This window comes from Pseudomonas sp. W17 (assembly GCF_040268305.1).
Classification (GTDB): Bacteria; Pseudomonadota; Gammaproteobacteria; order Pseudomonadales; family Pseudomonadaceae; genus Aquipseudomonas; species Aquipseudomonas protegens.
Genome location: NZ_CP158490.1, coordinates 5,489,699 through 5,506,476, shown reverse-complemented (window position 1 = coordinate 5,506,476; position 16,778 = coordinate 5,489,699). Strand labels below are relative to the sequence as shown.

Here is a 16,778-nt window from a genome sequence, read left to right as displayed (position 1 = left end):
GGGCTTTTTTATTGGGCGGCGCCCGCCTTACTGCTGGAACTGGGCGAAGCTCACGCCGGTGCCGGCCGGGCGCACGTCCTTGAGGAAGGAGTCCTTGTCGGCGCTCAACTCCAGGCTCAGGGCGGCCTTGCGCTTGCCTTCGTTGCGGATCACCAGGCCTTCGAGTTTTTCCCGCAGGAACACCGTAGGCACTTTCAGGTGCAGCAGTTGATCGGTGTCCGGGGTGTGCAGCAGCAGGTGCACCCATTCGTACTGACCGATGGCCAGGCGGGTGACCAGGATATCGAACCACCAGATATTGCGGTTGCGGTTCAGCTCCGCGAAGTGGCAGTTGTTGACGCCCAGCACCGCACCGCCCAGTTCCTGGTTCCTGCGGGCGATAGCCTGCTTTTTATCGAGTTTCATAACGTTCCTACGGGGATTGGATCTTCAGTGCTTGGCCTGAACAGGGGAAGCATTCTCCCGGGTTGCCCGGCAAACATAAAGCGCTACCTGGGCGGCGCGATGAAATGCCCGGCAAAAATAATTGAAACTCTGCGCGAAAGCCGCGGGTCAACCTTGGGTAACGACGCAATCCCCTTTGTTCGATCAATGAATGTTCTACGGAGAAATACCATGGGCAGCACAGCGGATAAGGCAAAAGGTCTGGCTAACGAAGCCATCGGTAACGTCAAGCAAGGTGTCGGCAAAGCCACCGACAACACCAAGCTGCAGGCTGAAGGCAAGCTGCAGGAGAAGAAAGGCGAAGCCCAGCAAGCGGTGGGCAAAGCCAAGGATGCAGTGAAAAAGACCATCGACAAGGCCTGAAAACGGCCTGTTCGATGACCCACTGCAGCGGCCATCCACGGATGGCCGTTTTCATGTGAGGTGTGGGTGAGAGAGTGGAATCGGCCACTGGAAATGGTTGCGGTTCGCCAACTAGGCTAATTTGTTGTAGAAAACGCCCCCTGAGTCGCTATCGACTTCAACCTTTTTGCGGCGAAAGGAGACGCTATGATTTTTCCGGACCTCAAAGGTTTGCCCCTGCACCGGGTACTGATCCGCACGGTGAATGAGTTCATCGCGGACGAGATGTCCACCTACGCCTCGGCACTGGCCTACCAGATGCTGTTCTCGCTGTTCCCCTTCATTCTGTTCCTGATTGCCCTGATCGGTTTCCTCCATCTGCCGGACTTCTTCACCTGGCTGCGCCTGCAGTCGGAGCTGGTGCTGCCCCACGAGGCCCTGGAGCAGGTCAACCCGGTCATCGATCAATTGCAGCAGTCCAAGGGTGGCCTGCTGTCCATCGGTATCGTCATCGCCCTGTGGACCGCTTCGGCGGGTGTACGCCTGATGATGAGCGCGATGAACGCCGCCTACGACGTGGTCGAGGGGCGGCCGATCTGGAAGCGCTTCCCGCTGTCGGTGTTCTACACCGTGGGCATTGCCGGCATGCTTCTGGCCGCCGCGGCGCTGATGGTGCTGGGGCCGCAGGTGATGGCCTGGCTGGCGGGGCAGGTGGGCCTGGAGGACTTCATCGTCACCCTGTGGACCATCCTGCGCTGGCCGGTGATCGTGCTGCTGATGATGGTGGCCGTGGCCCTGATGTACTACGTGATGCCCGATGTGCAGCAGAAATTCCGTTTCATCACCCCGGGCTCGGTGCTGGCGGTGGTGGTATGGATCGTCGCTTCCCTGGGTTTTGCCTACTACGTGAAGACGTTCGCTAACTACAACGCCATGTATGGCAGTATCGGTGCGATCATCGTGCTGTTGCTGTACTTCTATATCTCCGCCGCGGTGCTGTTGCTGGGAGCGGAGATGAACGCGGTGATCGAACACATGTCGGCCGAAGGCAAGGACCCTGGCGAAAAGGACTTTGACCAGCACGACGAAAAACAACACGTTTCGGGACTGGGCCGGGACCACTCGCTCAAGCCGACCACTGACGAAGCCTGATCATGATCCGTGAAATCCTCAAGATGGGCGATGAGCGCCTGCTGCGCATCGCCCCGCCGGTACCGCCGGAAATGTTCGACAGCCCCGAGCTCTGGGAACTGATCGACGATATGTTCCAGACCATGGAAAGCGTGGGTGGCGTCGGCCTGGCGGCGCCGCAGATCGGTGTCGACCTGCAACTGGTGATCTTCGGCTTCGAGCACAGCGAACGTTATCCGCAAGCCGAAGCTGTGCCGCAAACCATCCTCATCAATCCGCTGATCACGCCCTTGAGCCCGGTGCTGGAAGAGGGCTGGGAAGGTTGTCTCTCGGTTCCCGGCCTGCGCGGCGCGGTGCAGCGCTACCAGCACATCCGCTACGAAGGCTTCGACCCCAGGGGCGAGCCCATTGTGCGCGTGGCCTCGGGTTTCCACGCCCGGGTGGTGCAGCATGAGTGCGATCACCTGATCGGCCGGCTGTACCCCTCGCGGATCAGCGATTTCAGCAAGTTCGGCTTCACCGAAGTGCTGTTTCCCGACCTCGACCCCAACGCCGACGAATAAGCCCCGGCCCGCCCGGTGTCAGGGCCTCGACCCAGGCCGGTCTATGGCCATGGCCAGCAACGGTTTGCTGCGCTGGTAGCGGGCCAGCCGTTCGTTCAAGGCGTGTGGCAGGCAGGTCGTGCTGTAGAAGCCCATCGACCGGTACAGGGCCTGCAGGTCCGGATGGCAGAACAGCCAGACCGGGCCTTCGACGCTTTGTACGGCCTGCCCCACCAGCTGGGTGGCCAGCCCCTGGCCGCGACTGGTCGGGGCGACGAACAGGCCCGTCAGCCAATAGCCTTCAGCTGCCGGGCTCAGGCTCATGCCAGCGATGATTTCACTGCTTCTGGCAACCCAGAGCTGGCCCTCGGAAGCGGCGCGCATGGATGACCGGTGCTGGCGATAGAACTTGTTCAGCAAGGGCCGTTCAACCTCGGCAAGCAGGTTGATCTGGAGGTCGGGCATGAGGTTTCCGGATTTGGCAACAGGGGCCGGCGGATTATAAAAGAACCCTGGCCGACTATAGGTGCTATACCTGAAGCCTTTCCCGCATCAGTGGAGTGAACGTCATGTCCAAAGGTATGAACGCCAAGAAAAATGCCAAGAAAAAGCCGGCAAAGAGCGCAGACGAGAAACGCGCCGAGAAAAAGGCCAAGAAGACCGAAGTGAATATCTTCGGCCACTGATCACTTTGACGAAGCCCGCCCTGCGGGCTTCGTGCTCTCTCCCCTCAGGCCAGTTCCAGCGCCAGGGCATCGCGTACCGCCGGTCGCTGTTCGACCCGGGCCTGGAACCGCGACAGCGCCGGCCAGTTCGCCAGGTCGATGGCGAACAATGCCGTCCAGCGCAGAACGGTGAACAGGTAGGCATCGGCGATCCCGAACTGCGCGCCTTGCAAGTAGTCCTGGTGTTCCAGCGTCTGCTCGAGCAAGGCCAGGCGCTTGAACAACTTCTGCTTGAACACCTCTTTCACCCCATCATCGAACCCCGGATTGAACAGCCAGCCCATGATCCCGTGCACTTCGCTGGTGATGAAGTTCAGGGTTTCCTGCAGGCGCACCCGCTCCCAGCTGCCATTGGCCGCGGCCAGGCCGGACTCGGGCTTGAGGTCGGCGAGGTATTGCAGGATGGCCGGGCCTTCAGTGAGGACCTGGCCATTGTCCAGTTGCAGCGCGGCTACGTAGCCCTTGGGGTTGATGGCGAGGAAGTCCCGGCCGTCGGCGGTGCGCTTGCTGCGGTTGTCGACGCGGATGGCCTCGAACGGCAATTGCAGTTCGCGCAACACGATATGGGAGGCCAGGGAGCAGGCTTGTGGGGCGTAGTAGAGTTTCATCGGCAGGTCTCTGGTGAAAGTGCGAGCCAGTGTCGTGCAAGGCGGCAACATGGGTAAAATTAATCTTTCAGAACACTGCCATAAGGACAGCTACTGCCATGATGAACCTGATGCACTGGCGCCTGCTGGTGGCGATTGCCGAGTGCGCCACCATCACCCGGGCCGCCGAGCAGGTGGGCATGACCCAGTCCGGGGCCAGCCAGGCCCTCGCCCAGATGGAGGACATGCTCGGGGTGCAGCTGTTTGTCCGCGAGAGCCGCCAGGCGCTGCCCACGGCGATCGGTTTGCAGGTGCTGGCCCAGGCGCGGGTGATGCTCGAGGCCCTGGCCGAGGTCCGCCGGCAGGTGGACGCGGCGCGGGGCATTCCTCAAGGCAGTGTGCGACTGGCGGGCTTTCCGATGGTACTGGCGACTTTCCTGCCGCCGTTGCTGCGGCGTTTCAAGCAGCTGTATCCGGGCATCGAGGTGGTGCAGCTGGAGGTCAGTGATGATGAGGTCGAAACGCTGCTAGAGGCGCAACTGGTGGACCTTGGGGTCGTGCTCAACCCGGCCCCCGAGCGCCGCTCTTGGTTGCTGGGGCGTGATTCGTGGGTCGCGGTGCTACCTGAAGATCACCCCTGGCAGGCCTCGACCATCGACCTTGAAACCTTGCTGGCGCAGCCCTTTGTCCTGGCCACCGGGGGCTGTTCGGTGAATGCCCGCAGCCTGGCCGCCGAGGCCGGGATCCCCCTGGCCGACGTCCGGGTGGAGGTGCGGGAATGGAACAGTGCCTTCAGCCTGGTGCGCGAGCGGCTGGGAGTGACTCTGGTGCCACAGAGTACGTTACCGGTGCAGCGCGAAGGGTTGCGGGTGCTGGAACTGAGCACAGGAGTGGAGCGGGAGTTCGCCCTGGTAGCGGCGCCGGGGCGGGAGTCGAGTGTGCTGGTCCAGGCGTTTGTGTCGACCCTCGAAGAGTTTTAGTGCGGGAGCTTCCCGGGCTTTGCCACAGGCTCTGTTTATGTCTTGTTTGTTACTTGTCGCGAATGCACTTCAATACCTCGAAAGTTGTGAAAACAGACTGACTAGTGGCCTTGCATAGAGACTGCGGCTGTCTATGCTCAATTGTGAAAATTCGTATCTGTTGGCCTATGAGTATCCGTCCCGCGCGGCCTGCGCCGTTGTAACCGGTATGCGTGCGACCTTCATCCAGGGCGCAGTATTGAATCCATGAATAAAGGCGAGAGTGCGCAGTTAGAGGCACCGCAGTATCAGGAGTGTCGATTTAGATGGAGTTTCTTAACTTTGTTAGGTCAGGCCCGGAAATGGGGCATCAAGTAAAGGATGGCTTGATAAGAGCGTTGCAACATGGACTCTCCGATTAAACATCATTTATCACCTGACACTTCCTCTCTCATATGGAGGGAGGCGCTTGCCCTGTTTTATAGATCGTTGTGGTGGATCAGTTGAAAGACTAGAAACTTCCGTCAATCAAAAGACAGCGTTGAAGGTGATACAACCATGTTTAACCTACATCACAAGGCTGACCTGCTGGAAATCGAACGATTCAACTGTGCGCTGAGCGAGGCCAACGCCAAGTTGGCGGCGATCAGTCGTTCCATGGCGATGATTGAGTTCTCGCCCGATGGCATCGTGCTGGATGCCAATGAAAACTTCTGCCAGGTCATGGGCTACTCCGCAGAAGACATACGTGGCAAGCATCACCGGATCTTCTGTGAGGAAGAGTTCTATCGCAGCGAGGAGTACAGCAAGCTGTGGCGCGATCTGGGGCGTGGCGAACCGGTCAGCGGGACTTTTCTGCGCCTGGACAAGCGTGGCCGGGAGATCTGGCTCGAAGCCAGCTACATGCCGGTGTTCGATGCCGATCGTCAGGTGCGCAGTGTGATCAAGGTGGCGTCGGACATCTCCGAACGCATCCATGTCGAACATGAGAACCAGAGCCTGCTGAACGCTATCGGCCGTTCCATGGCCATCATCGAGTTCAGCCCCGACGGCAGGATCATCACCGCCAACGACAATTTCCTGAAGACCATGCAGTACACCCTGAATGAAATCGTTGGCCAGCATCACAGCATGTTCTGCCACCGTTGCGAGGCTGAATCCCCGGAGTACAAGCAATTCTGGGCTTCGTTGAACCGTGGCGAGTTTCACTCCCATCGTTTCGAGCGGGAAAACAAGTATGGGCAGACGGTGTTTCTCGAAGCCTCCTATAACCCGCTGTTCGATACCAAGGGCCGCCTGTACAAGGTGGTGAAGATCGCCAGCGACATCACCGATCAGATGACCACCTTGCGCTCCGCCGCCGAGTCCGCCCACAGCACCTCGGTGCAGAACGACGCCTGTGCGCAGAAGGGCTCGGAGGTGGTGCAGCAGACCGTGGAAATCATTCAGCAGATTTCCCATGACCTCAATGAAGCGGCCCACAGCATCGATGCGGTGAGCAAGCAGTCGGACATCATCGGCAGCATCGTCCAGACCATCCGCGGGATCGCCGACCAGACCAACCTGCTGGCCCTCAACGCAGCCATCGAGGCCGCCCGTGCCGGTGAGCACGGGCGCGGTTTCGCCGTGGTCGCGGACGAGGTGCGCAGCCTGGCGGCGCGCACCAGCCAGGCGACGGTGGAAATCGTCGAGGTGGTGCGCAAGAACCACGACCTGTCGACGAGCGCGGTGACCAGCATGCAGTCGAGCCTGAGCCGCACCGGGCTCGGGGTCGAACTGGCGAATGAGGCGGGAGAGGTGATCCTGGAGATCCAGCAGGGCTCGCGGCACGTGGTGGATGCCATCAGCCAGTTCAACTCGACCCTGCAGTTGCAGTAGCCGGTTTTCGCCGGGCACAAAAAAGGGTTCCCATGGGGAACCCTTTTGCGTCCAGCGGGGTTACAGCGCCGCGAGGAACTTCTCGTCCACCGGTTTGGCGCTGTCCTTGGCGTCTTTCTCTTCCTTGGCCAGTTGCATCTTGTCCTGCAGGCGCTGGGCAATTTCCTGGTTGATCGCCAGCTGGCGCTCTGGCGGCAGGTTCTTCAGGTCTTCCTCGGTCAGCCCCATGTCCTTGAGGATGCTGTCGCGCAGGCGCTGTTCCGGGGTCTTGCTCATGTAGTCCTTGAACTCGCTCAGCGCGCCGGTTTCCGTCGCGCTGGTAGCCTGCGCGGCGCTGGCGGTCGGTGGCGTGGCCTGGAGCAGCACGCGGGTCTTGGCGAAGGCGGCGTTGACGTTGTCGTCCATGCTGTTGGCCTGCTGGCTGGAGGACTGGGACGCCGGATAGGTCACGGAGTTCTGGGCCTGTTGCAGCATGCCGCTGTACAGCGCGCTGGCGGCTGCGGTAGTCGGGTCCATATCGGTGCGCGAGGTGGGCTGCACCGAAACGGATTTCTGGGCGTTGACCAACATGATCGGGAACCTGTGTAAGAGAACTAGGCTGAGGTTTTAGCAAGTTCCATGCCGATTGATACGCCCTTGTATATCAAGGGCTTGGCTCAAGACGCCGGTCGTGGCTGCCAGCAAGCGGACAAGTCTTGCCGCTTTCAGGCAACCGCTGCCGGCGCCGTCTTCATGCGTGGGCAATGTCTTCCAGGGCCAGGTTGCGGGTGCGCGGCCCGAAGCGGCCGATGGTCAGGATCACGATCAGCATGCTGCTGACGATAAAGGCCAGGACCCCGGGCGTGCCGAAATGCTCGAGGAAAAAGCCCACCAGCAAACTGCTGAACACCGTCGACAAACGGCTGAACGAGTAACAGAAGCCCACCGCCCGGGCGCGAATGTTGGTGGGGAACAATTCGCTCTGGTAGGAGTGGTAGCTGAAGCTCAGCCAGGCATTGCAGAAGGTGATCATCACCCCGCAGACAATCAGCCCCAGGGCGCTGCTCTGCAGGGCGAACAAGGTGCCGAAGGTCATGGCGCCCAGGGCCGAGCCGACGATCTGCCACTTGTTCTCGAAACGGTTGGCGAAACGCACGAACAGCAGCGGCCCCAGGGGATAGGCCAGGGTGATGATGAAGGCGTACAGCAGGCTGTGGGTGACGCTCACGCCCTGGCCCGACAGCAGCGCCGGCAGCCAGTTGCCGAAACCGAAGAAGCCGATGGCCTGGAACACGTGAAACACGATCAGCATCAGGGCCCGGCGGCGGTAGGGCGGTTGCCAGATATCGGCGAAGCGCCCACGGCCCTGGATATCCACGGCCTGGGGTTCGGGCTCATCCAGCGGCTTGGCGTAGTCCCGGGCGCAACGGGTCTCGAGGCCTTGCAGGATCCGGTCGGCTTCGTCGAAGCGCCCGTGCTGGGCGAGCCAGCGTGGCGACTCCGGCAAGCGTGAGCGCAACCACCAGATGAACAGGGCGAACACCGCACTGGCCAGCACCACCCAGCGCCAGCCGGAGATCCCCCAGGGCGCCTGGGGCACCAGCCACCAGGACATCAGCGCCACTGCCGGCACCGACAGGAACTGTACGAAAAAGGCAAAGGCGAAGGCCGAGCTGCGCATGCGCTTGGGCACCAGTTCGCTGAGGTAGGCGTCGATGGTCACCAGTTCGATGCCCAGGCCGATGCCCACCAGGAATCGCATGCAGATGATCCCCAGCGCCGTGCTCTGCAGCCCCATCAGCACCGTGGCCAGGGTGTACCAGATCAGGGCGAAGGTGAAGATCGCCCGGCGTCCGAAGCGGTCGGCTATCGGGCTCAGCAGGCTGGCGCCGAGGAACAGGCCGAGAAAGGTCGCCGAGGCGAAGGCCGCCTGGTCGGAAAAACCGAACACCCCCTGGTTGCCGCTGGCGAAGATCCCGTCGCGGATCAGCCCCGGGCTGATGTAGGCGGTCTGGAACAGGTCGTACAGCTCGAAAAAACCGCCAATGGACAGCAGCGCCACCAGGCGCCAGATCGTGGCCACGGCAGGCAGGCGGTCGATGCGCGCGCTGATGCCGGCGGCGCGTTGAGGGTCGAGGTCGCTGGTGAGCGGGGCAGAGGCGGGCATGCAGGGAATTCCACAGGACACAGAGCGGAAATCTTAGCCTGCTAACGGAAACCAAGGATTGTGAATCCACGTGCGTAAACCGGAGGATGCGCTGATTTATTGTCGTATTTCGTTACATCTGCCGGATTTATAGCGCAATGCTGGGCACCCGCGCGTGACGGCGGGTGCCCGGTGGTGGCTCAGTAGGTGATGGGAATGCCGAAATCTTCCTGGAAGGCATCGTCCACCGGTTCGTAGCCCAGCACCCGGGTGGTTTCGCTGAGGTCCAGGCGCTTGAAGCGATTGTTGGAAATGCCGTGGCCGATCAGCAGTTGCACCCCCGGGGTTTCCACTGCCCGTTGCAGCAGCTGCACTGCATCCCGTGGGCTGAGCCAGGCGCTCAGGTCGCGGGTGGTGGTCAGTTCGTGGTGTTTCGGGTCCTCGAACGCACCAATGCGCAGGGCAATGCAGGACAGCCCGCGCTTGGCGGCATAGAAGGAGCATAGCGCCTCGCCGTAGCACTTGCTCACGCCATACAGGTTGGCTGGCATCACCGGCATGCCCGGGGTGATCTGCCGGTCCACCGGGTAGCCCTCGATGGTCTGGGCGCTGCTGGCAAATACCAGGCGCCGGCAACCGGCCTGTACCGCGGCCTCGAACAGGTAGGTGGTGGCGAGGATGTTGTTCGGCAGCAACTCGTCGAAGCTGGCGCTGGCATGGGGAATGCCGGCCAGGTGCACGATGACGTCGATCCCCGGGAGCAGGCGGCCGATGGCTTGCGGGTCGTCGAGGTCCAGGCGCACGAAGCGGTGTGGCGCGGGGATTTCGAAATCCGGCTCCACCCGGTCGGTGAGGGTGAAGCGGTGGCGCTCTTGGGAGCCCTGAAAAAACACCTTGCCGATCCTGCCGCAAGCGCCGGTCAGTAGTACGTTAAGTCCGTTCATTTCGAATCTCCGATGGGCCAGAACAGGGATGGCCAGCTCAGGCGATGCCATTGCGCCCGTACAACATGAAGCCCGGGTGCAGGCTGAGGCGTTCGTAGTAGGCGGCCACGGCGGGGTAGGCCGGGTGCTCCATGGGGGTCATCTTCCAGCGATTCACCGAGAGGCCAAGAACGATATCCGCAAGGCTGAAATCCTCGCCCAGAACATAGGCGCCCGAGCGCTCGAGCTGGCGTTCGAGGATTTGCATCTTGGCATTCCAGGCCAGCAGGCTGGCGCCGATGCGCTGGCTGTCCTGGTAATCCGCATGCTGGCGCACCAGGCCCATGAAGGCATAGCTCCAGGACGGGTTCAGCTCGGTGGCCTGCCAGTCCATCCACTGTTCAACCAGGGCCCGGGCGCGCGGGGCGGTGGGCAGCAGGCCGCTGCCGGGGTGCAGGTTGGCCAGGTAGCGGCAGATGCTGTTGGATTCCCACAGGACCCCGGCGTCGTCGATCAGCACCGGCACCTGGGCATTGGGGTTGAGGGCGAGAAACTCGGGGGTATGGGTGGACTGAAAGCCACTACCCCAGTCTTCCTGCTGGTAGGAAAGCCCAAGCTCCTCACAGGTCCACAAGACTTTCCTGACATTGATGGACGAGGCTTTACCGAGAATTCTGCAGCGGGTTCCCATGACGCTTCCTTGTTCGTGGCACTGGATGGCCATGGGAATCTAACAGCGTGGCGTCGTCTCGGCGACGATCAATTTGCCGATACGGGTATCTCAGGCCGGATCGGGGAGGGCCGAGGCCGGCAAGCCGAAAACCCGGTCGAACAGCCAGTTGAAGGCAAAGGTGTAGCAGGGGATGAACAGGATCAGCGCCAGGTCCAGGAGAAAGGCCTGCACCAGGCTGATCGCCATCCACCAGGCGATCAGCGGGATCAGGAACACGATCAGGGTCAACTGGAAACCCACGGCATGGGCAATGCGCCGCTTGACCGTACGGGTGCGCGATGGCTGGCGGCTTTCCCAGCGCTCGAACAGGGTGGTGTAGATGAAGTTCCAGGTCACCGCGATGCTGGTGATGACCACCGCCAGCGGTCCGGTGCTGCTGGGCGAGGTACCGGACAGCAGGGCCAGGCCCAGGGCCGAGAAGGTCATGCCGAACACTTCGAATAAAGAGACATAGACCAGTTTGCGTTTCACGCCTTGCATGCGGGTTCCTCGATTTTGAATGGGAATGGCCAGCCTGAGGGTGGCGCAGGGCGCGGAAGATAGCTTCAATCAAGATGACAGAAAAAGTCGGAAGCTTTCAGTTTTCCTGATAGGTTGTTTCTCATGAACTTCTCCAGCGACAGCATCCAGTTGTTTCTCGCCGTGCTCGATCGCGGCTCCTTTTCTGCGGCGGCGCGTTCTTTGGGCAAGGTGCCTTCGGCCGTGAGCATGGGCATCGCCAACCTCGAGGCGGAGTTGGGGTATGCGCTGTTCGATCGCAGCCACCGCGAGCCGCTGCCCACGCCGCTGGCCTTGTCCCTGGCGCCCCATGCGCGGCTGATTGCCGACCAGCTCAAGCAATTGCAGGTGCATGCCGTCGAGCTATCCCTGGGCCTGGAGAGCAAGCTGTCGATCGCGGTGGTGGATGACATCGACAAGCAACGGGTACTGGCCGCCATCAAGCTGATTGCCGAGCGTTATCCGCTGCTGGAAGTCGAGCTGCTCAGTGCTCCCCAGGATGACGTGCTGCACCTTTTGCACAGTGGCCGGGTCAGCGTCGGCGTGGCCTTTGCCGGGTTGAGCGTGAATGCCCTGGAGTATTTCCAGTACCTGGGCTGCGAGCGGATGATTGCCTGCATTTGCGCCGGGCACCCTGTGTTTCAGGCCAGTGACGGTTCGCTGTACCTGGAAGAGCTGATCAAGGTCCGTCAGGTGGTGGTGGCCAGCCGCGACCTGCCCCTGAGTGATACCCGGCCCCTGGTGGGCGAGTCGCTGTGGCGCACCGACAGCCTGGCGATGGCCCTGCACATGGTGGAGGCGGGGATCGGTTGGGGCAATTTCCCGCTGTCGGTGATCCAGCCGTTGCTGGCGGCGGGGCGCTTGCAACGGTTGCATTTCAAGAACATCGACAACGGCCTGGTGTTGCCGGTGCACGCGGTGTGGTTGAAGAACCAGCCTTTGCAGAAGGGGGCCCTGGCCCTGGTGCAATTGCTCAGCGGCGAGGACCCGGCGCTGGGGGCCGTGGCCCCGCCTGCCTGAGTGCCTAGGCCAGGGCTTGCCGGCGCAGCCAGTGCAGCAGTTTTCCGCTGGCCGAATCCGGGTCTATGGCCTGGGGGGAAAGCAGGTAATAAGCGCTGCCATCGGCGACAAAGCCGAAGGGCGCACACAGCAGCCCGCCCTCCAGGTCGTCACGCACCAGTTGCCAGGGGGCAATGGCCAGACCCAGCCCGGCCACGGCCGCTTGCAGGCTGAAGTAGAAGTGCTCGAAGACCTGCTCCGGTGGCGTCGGGGCAACCGGTTGTTGCTGCAATTGCAGCCACTGTTGCCAGGCGTGCGGCCGGGTGGCGCTGTGCAGGCGCGGGGCCTGCGCCGCCAGTTGCGCGAGCCCGGCCGTTGCCGGGGTCCAGTCGGCCTGGCGCTCAGGGCGGCATACCGGGCCTATGGCTTCGTCGAATAGCCAGTGGGCCTGGGTGTCGCGGCTCCAGGCAAAGTCGTTGCGGCGGATCGCCAGGTCGATACCGGCACCGAACGAGAAGGGCCCGCCGCCGGCCAGCAGCTGGATCTGCACTTGCGGGTGCTCGGCATAGAACCCCGGCATGCGCGGGATCAGCCAGCGCATCAGCAGGGTCGGCTCGCAGGACAGCACCAGCGGTGCTGCGGGAGCCGGGGCTCGCAGGCGGCTGGCGGTGCTCTCGATCAGGTCCAGGGCCTGGGTCACGCTGTGCAGCAGTTCGGCTCCCGCGGCGGTGAGAAAGACCCGCTGGCTGCGGCGCTCAAAGAGAGGGGTGCCGAGGTCCTCTTCCAGGGCTCGCACCGCACGGCTGATAGCGCCGTGGGTCAGGTGCAGGGTGGCGCCGGCCTGGGTGAAGCTTTCCAGGCGTGCAGCGGCTTCGAAGCAGCGCAAGGCGCTCAGCGGGGGCAGGCGCCGCCGCGAGAGTTGTGAGTTTTTATCACCAGGAATGTCAGTTTTCATCGTTATCGGCCTGGGTCATGGTCCCAATACAGTAGCGCCTGATTCTATAGTCTAGGCGTATTCAACGTGACCGAACTGTTACTCGTAATCACCATTACCATTCTTGCTGTACTCAGCCCCGGGGCCGACTTTGCCCTGGTGACCCGCAACAGCCTGCTGCTTTCGCGCCGCCACGGCGTGTTCACGGCCCTGGGCATCGGGCTCGGGGTCATGGTGCATATCGGCTACAGCTTGCTGGGGGTGGGGGTGCTGTTGCAGCAGTCGCTGCTGTGGTTTACCGGCTTGAAGATCGCGGGTGCGCTGTACCTGATCTACCTGGGCATCAAGCTGTTGCGCAGCCCTGAGCAACGTCCGGGGGAAGAACCTGCAGAGGGGGCTCGGATGTCGACCTGGGGCGCCTTGCGCAGTGGCTTTCTGACCAATGCCCTGAACCCCAAGACGATGATTTTCGTTCTCAGTCTGTTCATGCAGGTGATTCAGCCGGGCACGGCCTTGCCGGTGCAGATCGGCTACGGCGCGATCATCGTCCTGGCCCACGTGCTGTGGTTCGTGCTGGTGGCGCTGTTTTTCTCGGCACCGGCGATTGCCGGCCGGCTACTGGCCTACAAACGCCGGATCGATCAGTTGTTCGGCGCGGTGCTGGTGGGCTTCGGCCTGTTGCTCAGTGTCCTGAGCGTCAGGCCCTGAGGCGTTTCAGGTGCTTTCCCGAACCCGCAGTTCAAACCCCATGTCCACCACCGGCTCGGCCACGCTGTTGCCGGCCAGCAGGGTCAGCATCTGTTCGGCGGCGCGGCGGCCAATGGCTTCGCGCGGCGTGCTGATGCTGCTCAGGCGCGGCACCATGTGTTCGGAGGAGGGCAGGTCGTTGAAGCCCAGCACCGCCACCTGCTCGGGCACCTTGATCCCGCAGCGCATGGCTTCCAGCAGCGCGCCCTGGGCCAGGTCGTCGTTGCCGAAGAAGATCGCGTCCACCTGGGGCTGGCTCTGCATCAGTTGCAGGAACAGCTCGGCCCCCAGGCCGACGGACGAGGGCCGTGGGGTCAGCAGTTCCAGGTCGGGGTTGTACAGCCCGGCCTGCTGCAGGGCACGGCGGAAACCTTCGCCGCGCAGCAGGGTGCGCTGGTCCAGTTGCGCACCGACGTAGGCCAGGTGCTTGCGCCCGCGGGAAATCAGGTGCTGGGCCGCCGTCTCGCCGGCGTTCAATTGCGAGAAGCCCACGCAGTTGAGCCCGGCGCCGGAGTCCAGGTCCATCATGTAGACGCAGGGAATGTTGTTCGCCTCGATCATCCGTCGGGCGCTTTCGGTGCGGTCGAAACCGGTCAGCAGCAGCCCCCGAGGCTGGTAGGTCATGTAGTTGCGCAGCAGGTTTTCTTCTTCGTCCCGAGAATAGTGGCAGTTGCCGATCAGCACTTCGAAGCCTTTGGGGCGCAGTACCTGGTGGATGGCTTCCAGGGTTTCGATGAACAGCAGGTTGGACAGCGACGGCACCAGCACCACCACCGACTGGCTCTGCGCCGAAGCCAGGGCGCGGGCGGCGGAGTTGACCACGTAGTTCAGTTCCTGCGCGGCCTTCTGCACCTTTTCCACCAGTTCGGTGGCCACGCTGCTGACGCCGCGCAGGGCCCGGGAGGCGGTAATCGGGCTGACTCCGGCCAGGCGGGCGACTTCATTGAGGGTGGGACGGCCCGTGGTACGGGTGTTTTTATCGTTTTTATGAGTGGTCATCAGACGGCTTGCCAAACAAAATTCAAGTCTCTAAGGTAGCGCTGTCCTGAAACAGCTGCAATGCGTGAGCGAGGTGTGCCTGACCCTCGCTCTTTGGTTTGGCGGACTATATACGCGGCAACCCACAAAAATGACAAGAAGGCGTCGGCAGACACTGTTTTTGTACTAGATTTTTTATTTGCGAAGGTAGCGCTGTCTGCGCGCTGAGGTGTTTCATGAGTCAACCCATCACCGCCCTGGTCATCATGGGTGTTGCCGGCTGCGGCAAGTCCAGTGTCAGTCAGGCCCTGTGCCAGCGCAGCGGCGCCATGGCCATTGAAGGCGATACCTTCCACCCGGCGGCGAACATCGCCAAGATGAGTGCCGGCATTCCCCTCGACGACGAAGACCGTGCCGGCTGGCTCGACAGCCTGTGCGATGAACTGCGTCGTGCCCTGGCCGCCGGCCAGCACCCGGTACTGACCTGCTCGGCGCTCAAGCGCAAGTACCGCGAGCGCCTGCGCGCCGCCACGCCCGGCCTGGGCTTTGTCTTTCTCGAACTGACTCCGGCAGTCGCCGCCGACCGTGTGGCGCACCGGCCAGGGCATTTCATGCCTTCGACCCTGATCGACAGTCAGTTCGCCACTCTCGAATCCCCGGTGGGGGAGCCGCTCACCCTGGCCCTGGATGCCAGCACCCTGAGCGTCCAGCGCCTGGCCGAACTGGCCAACCAATGGTGGCTGGAGCATGGCCTGGAACCTTCACATTAAGTGCTGGCTCGAAAAAGGTAGCGCTATCCCACTCGGCCCTTGTTTTTAACGCTTTAATAAAAACAACAAACCGGAGGCAATCCCATGTTTGGCATGTCCCAAGAGACCTATCTGCTGGTTGATGCAGTGGTCACTATCATCGGGCTGATCGTGTTGATCACCCGATTCAAGCTGCACCCCTTCATCGCTCTGATCATCGCCGCGGGTTTCCTCGGCCTGACGTCGGGCATGCCGGTGGACAAGATCATCAAGGCGTTCCAGGACGGCTTTGGTGGCGTGCTCGGTTTTGTCGGCATCATCCTGGCCCTGGGTACGATGCTCGGCAAGATGATGGCCGAGTCCGGTGGCGCCGATCAGATCGCCCAGACCCTGATCCGCTCGTTCGGCAAGGAGCGGGTGCAGTGGGCGATGATGTTCGCCGCCTTCCTGGTGGGCATCCCGCTGTTCTTCGAGATCGGCTTCGTGCTGCTGATTCCGCTGGTGTTCATCGTTGCCCGGCGTACCGGGGTGTCGCTGATCAAGATCGGCATTCCGCTGCTGGCCGGCCTGTCGGCGGTGCACGGCCTGGTGCCGCCGCACCCGGGGCCGCTGCTGGCCATCGGCGTGTTCGGCGCCGACATCGGCAAGACCATCCTGTATGGGCTGATCGTGGCGCTGCCCACGGCGATCATCGCCGGGCCGATCTACGGCACTTTCATTGCCAAGTACATTCCCGGCAATCCGTCCCAGGAACTGGTGGACCAACTGGCCCGCGAGCCCCAGGCCGCCCAGTTGCCCAGCTTCAGCGTGACCCTGGTGACCGTGCTGCTGCCGGTGTTCCTGATGCTGCTCAAGACCTTCGCCGACGTGGCGCTGCCGGACGGACACTTCTTCCGCATCTGGATGGACATGATCGGCCACCCGATCACCGCCTTGCTGCTGGCGCTGCTGCTGTCGCTGTACACCTTCGGCTACAAGCAGGGCATCGGTTCCAAGCAGATTCTCAAACTGTTGGATGCCAGCCTGGCGCCGACTGCGGCAATCATCCTGATCATCGGTGCCGGTGGCGGCTTCAAGCAGATGCTGGTGACCAGCGGCGTGGGTGACGTGATCGGCCATATGGCGGTCAATGCGCAGATCTCGCCGATCCTCCTGGCGTGGCTGGTGGCGGCGGTGATCCGTATCGCCACCGGTTCGGCCACCGTGGCCACCATCACCGGTGCCGGCATCGTGGTGCCGGTGGTAGGGATGATTCCCGGGGTCAACCGCGAGCTGCTGGTGCTGGCCACCGGCGCCGGCTCGCTGATCCTGTCCCACGTCAACGACGCCGGGTTCTGGCTGGTCAAGCAGTACTTCAACATGACCGTGGCCGAGACGTTCAAGACCTGGACGGCGATGGAAACCATCCTTTCTGTGGTGGGGCTGATCTTTATCCTGCTGCTGTCGTTGGTGGTTTAAGAGCACCGCCCGTAGGAGCGGGCTTG

At 62.3% G+C, this 16,778-nt stretch carries 19 protein-coding genes; 9 read left to right on the top strand and 10 right to left on the bottom strand.

Going from position 1 to position 16,778, the window contains the following annotated elements:
- Positions 1-27: 27 nt before the first annotated feature.
- Entirely contained in the window at positions 28-405 is a 378-nt protein-coding gene (locus ABCR88_RS25195) for a hypothetical protein (RefSeq protein ID WP_015636730.1), read from the bottom strand.
- Positions 406-615: 210 nt separating this feature from the next.
- On the opposite strand from ABCR88_RS25195, the gene ABCR88_RS25190 reads away from it, so the two are divergent.
- The 3 genes from ABCR88_RS25190 to def all read left to right on the top strand — a co-directional run bounded on the left by ABCR88_RS25190 (position 616) and on the right by def (position 2,480).
- Positions 616-807 carry a CsbD family protein gene (locus ABCR88_RS25190; RefSeq protein WP_011062850.1) on the top strand — a complete coding sequence of 64 codons (192 nt, stop codon included), beginning with the start codon at positions 616-618 and terminating at the stop codon, positions 805-807.
- A gap of 186 nt (positions 808-993) precedes the next feature.
- On the top strand, positions 994-1,938 hold the full coding sequence (locus ABCR88_RS25185; RefSeq protein ID WP_015636729.1) for a YihY/virulence factor BrkB family protein: 945 nt from the start codon (positions 994-996) through the stop codon (positions 1,936-1,938).
- A gap of 2 nt (positions 1,939-1,940) precedes the next feature.
- Complete coding sequence (def, locus tag ABCR88_RS25180) at positions 1,941-2,480, top strand: peptide deformylase (RefSeq protein ID WP_041119585.1); 540 nt, start codon at positions 1,941-1,943, stop codon at positions 2,478-2,480.
- A gap of 18 nt (positions 2,481-2,498) precedes the next feature.
- Here the strand turns inward: def and ABCR88_RS25175 are convergent, their stop codons facing one another.
- Positions 2,499-2,924 (bottom strand): GNAT family N-acetyltransferase, encoded by a 426-nt coding sequence (locus ABCR88_RS25175; protein WP_325985133.1) that lies wholly within the window; start codon positions 2,922-2,924, stop codon positions 2,499-2,501.
- Positions 2,925-3,189: 265 nt separating this feature from the next.
- Positions 3,190-3,792 (bottom strand): glutathione transferase GstA, encoded by a 603-nt coding sequence (gstA, locus tag ABCR88_RS25170; protein ID WP_041119583.1) that lies wholly within the window; start codon positions 3,790-3,792, stop codon positions 3,190-3,192.
- A gap of 98 nt (positions 3,793-3,890) precedes the next feature.
- Here gstA and ABCR88_RS25165 point away from each other — a divergent pair, with 98 nt between their 5' ends.
- On the top strand, positions 3,891-4,751 hold the full coding sequence (locus tag ABCR88_RS25165) for a LysR family transcriptional regulator (RefSeq protein WP_041119582.1): 861 nt from the start codon (positions 3,891-3,893) through the stop codon (positions 4,749-4,751).
- 537 nt (positions 4,752-5,288) lie between these two features.
- On the top strand, positions 5,289-6,608 hold the full coding sequence (locus ABCR88_RS25160) for a PAS domain-containing methyl-accepting chemotaxis protein (RefSeq protein WP_041119581.1): 1,320 nt from the start codon (positions 5,289-5,291) through the stop codon (positions 6,606-6,608).
- 60 nt (positions 6,609-6,668) lie between these two features.
- Here the strand turns inward: ABCR88_RS25160 and ABCR88_RS25155 are convergent, their stop codons facing one another.
- The 5 genes from ABCR88_RS25155 to ABCR88_RS25135 form a co-directional block, all read right to left on the bottom strand.
- Positions 6,669-7,178 (bottom strand): hypothetical protein, encoded by a 510-nt coding sequence (locus ABCR88_RS25155; RefSeq protein ID WP_350403651.1) that lies wholly within the window; start codon positions 7,176-7,178, stop codon positions 6,669-6,671.
- Positions 7,179-7,338: 160 nt separating this feature from the next.
- Positions 7,339-8,754, bottom strand: a complete 1,416-nt coding sequence (locus ABCR88_RS25150; RefSeq protein WP_019093580.1) for an MFS transporter — start codon at positions 8,752-8,754, stop codon at positions 7,339-7,341.
- Positions 8,755-8,933: 179 nt separating this feature from the next.
- On the bottom strand, positions 8,934-9,677 hold the full coding sequence (locus ABCR88_RS25145) for an NAD(P)-dependent oxidoreductase (RefSeq protein ID WP_350403650.1): 744 nt from the start codon (positions 9,675-9,677) through the stop codon (positions 8,934-8,936).
- 37 nt (positions 9,678-9,714) lie between these two features.
- Positions 9,715-10,347: a glutathione S-transferase gene (locus tag ABCR88_RS25140; protein WP_220223160.1), complete on the bottom strand. Its 633-nt coding sequence runs from the start codon at positions 10,345-10,347 to the stop codon at positions 9,715-9,717.
- Between the two features lie 90 nt (positions 10,348-10,437).
- Entirely contained in the window at positions 10,438-10,869 is a 432-nt protein-coding gene (locus ABCR88_RS25135) for a PACE efflux transporter (RefSeq protein ID WP_015636721.1), read from the bottom strand.
- Positions 10,870-10,992: 123 nt separating this feature from the next.
- Between ABCR88_RS25135 and ABCR88_RS25130 the strand changes: the two genes are divergently transcribed.
- The gene (locus ABCR88_RS25130) at positions 10,993-11,907 is read left to right on the top strand and encodes a LysR family transcriptional regulator (RefSeq protein ID WP_011062838.1); all 915 of its coding nucleotides are present in this window, start codon (positions 10,993-10,995) and stop codon (positions 11,905-11,907) included.
- A gap of 4 nt (positions 11,908-11,911) precedes the next feature.
- On the opposite strand, the gene ABCR88_RS25125 is transcribed toward ABCR88_RS25130, so the two are convergent.
- A complete protein-coding gene (locus ABCR88_RS25125; protein WP_350403649.1) occupies positions 11,912-12,841 on the bottom strand; it encodes a LysR family transcriptional regulator in 930 nt (309 codons plus the stop codon).
- A 66-nt stretch (positions 12,842-12,907) separates the two neighbouring features.
- On the opposite strand from ABCR88_RS25125, the gene ABCR88_RS25120 reads away from it, so the two are divergent.
- Positions 12,908-13,528: a LysE family transporter gene (locus ABCR88_RS25120; RefSeq protein ID WP_011062836.1), complete on the top strand. Its 621-nt coding sequence runs from the start codon at positions 12,908-12,910 to the stop codon at positions 13,526-13,528.
- A gap of 6 nt (positions 13,529-13,534) precedes the next feature.
- Here the strand turns inward: ABCR88_RS25120 and ABCR88_RS25115 are convergent, their stop codons facing one another.
- On the bottom strand, positions 13,535-14,566 hold the full coding sequence (locus tag ABCR88_RS25115; protein ID WP_011062835.1) for a LacI family DNA-binding transcriptional regulator: 1,032 nt from the start codon (positions 14,564-14,566) through the stop codon (positions 13,535-13,537).
- A gap of 215 nt (positions 14,567-14,781) precedes the next feature.
- Between ABCR88_RS25115 and ABCR88_RS25110 the strand changes: the two genes are divergently transcribed.
- Positions 14,782-15,315: a gluconokinase gene (locus tag ABCR88_RS25110; protein WP_011062834.1), complete on the top strand. Its 534-nt coding sequence runs from the start codon at positions 14,782-14,784 to the stop codon at positions 15,313-15,315.
- An 84-nt stretch (positions 15,316-15,399) separates the two neighbouring features.
- The gene (locus ABCR88_RS25105; protein ID WP_011062833.1) at positions 15,400-16,752 is read left to right on the top strand and encodes a GntP family permease; all 1,353 of its coding nucleotides are present in this window, start codon (positions 15,400-15,402) and stop codon (positions 16,750-16,752) included.
- The last annotated feature ends 26 nt before the right edge of the window (positions 16,753-16,778 follow it).

Bases quoted from the DNA above. Each gene is read 5' to 3' on its own strand.
- ABCR88_RS25195 (WP_015636730.1), bottom strand. From the start codon at position 405: ATGAAACTCGATAAAAAGCAGGCTATCGCCCGCAGGAACCAGGAACTG.
- ABCR88_RS25190 (WP_011062850.1), top strand. From the start codon at position 616: ATGGGCAGCACAGCGGATAAGGCAAAAGGTCTGGCTAACGAAGCCATC.
- ABCR88_RS25185 (WP_015636729.1), top strand. From the start codon at position 994: ATGATTTTTCCGGACCTCAAAGGTTTGCCCCTGCACCGGGTACTGATC.
- def (WP_041119585.1), top strand. From the start codon at position 1,941: ATGATCCGTGAAATCCTCAAGATGGGCGATGAGCGCCTGCTGCGCATC.
- ABCR88_RS25175 (WP_325985133.1), bottom strand. From the start codon at position 2,924: ATGCCCGACCTCCAGATCAACCTGCTTGCCGAGGTTGAACGGCCCTTG.
- gstA (WP_041119583.1), bottom strand. From the start codon at position 3,792: ATGAAACTCTACTACGCCCCACAAGCCTGCTCCCTGGCCTCCCATATC.
- ABCR88_RS25165 (WP_041119582.1), top strand. From the start codon at position 3,891: ATGATGAACCTGATGCACTGGCGCCTGCTGGTGGCGATTGCCGAGTGC.
- ABCR88_RS25160 (WP_041119581.1), top strand. From the start codon at position 5,289: ATGTTTAACCTACATCACAAGGCTGACCTGCTGGAAATCGAACGATTC.
- ABCR88_RS25155 (WP_350403651.1), bottom strand. From the start codon at position 7,178: ATGTTGGTCAACGCCCAGAAATCCGTTTCGGTGCAGCCCACCTCGCGC.
- ABCR88_RS25150 (WP_019093580.1), bottom strand. From the start codon at position 8,754: ATGCCCGCCTCTGCCCCGCTCACCAGCGACCTCGACCCTCAACGCGCC.
- ABCR88_RS25145 (WP_350403650.1), bottom strand. From the start codon at position 9,677: ATGAACGGACTTAACGTACTACTGACCGGCGCTTGCGGCAGGATCGGC.
- ABCR88_RS25140 (WP_220223160.1), bottom strand. From the start codon at position 10,347: ATGGGAACCCGCTGCAGAATTCTCGGTAAAGCCTCGTCCATCAATGTC.
- ABCR88_RS25135 (WP_015636721.1), bottom strand. From the start codon at position 10,869: ATGCAAGGCGTGAAACGCAAACTGGTCTATGTCTCTTTATTCGAAGTG.
- ABCR88_RS25130 (WP_011062838.1), top strand. From the start codon at position 10,993: ATGAACTTCTCCAGCGACAGCATCCAGTTGTTTCTCGCCGTGCTCGAT.
- ABCR88_RS25125 (WP_350403649.1), bottom strand. From the start codon at position 12,841: ATGAAAACTGACATTCCTGGTGATAAAAACTCACAACTCTCGCGGCGG.
- ABCR88_RS25115 (WP_011062835.1), bottom strand. From the start codon at position 14,566: ATGACCACTCATAAAAACGATAAAAACACCCGTACCACGGGCCGTCCC.
- ABCR88_RS25110 (WP_011062834.1), top strand. From the start codon at position 14,782: ATGAGTCAACCCATCACCGCCCTGGTCATCATGGGTGTTGCCGGCTGC.
- ABCR88_RS25105 (WP_011062833.1), top strand. From the start codon at position 15,400: ATGTTTGGCATGTCCCAAGAGACCTATCTGCTGGTTGATGCAGTGGTC.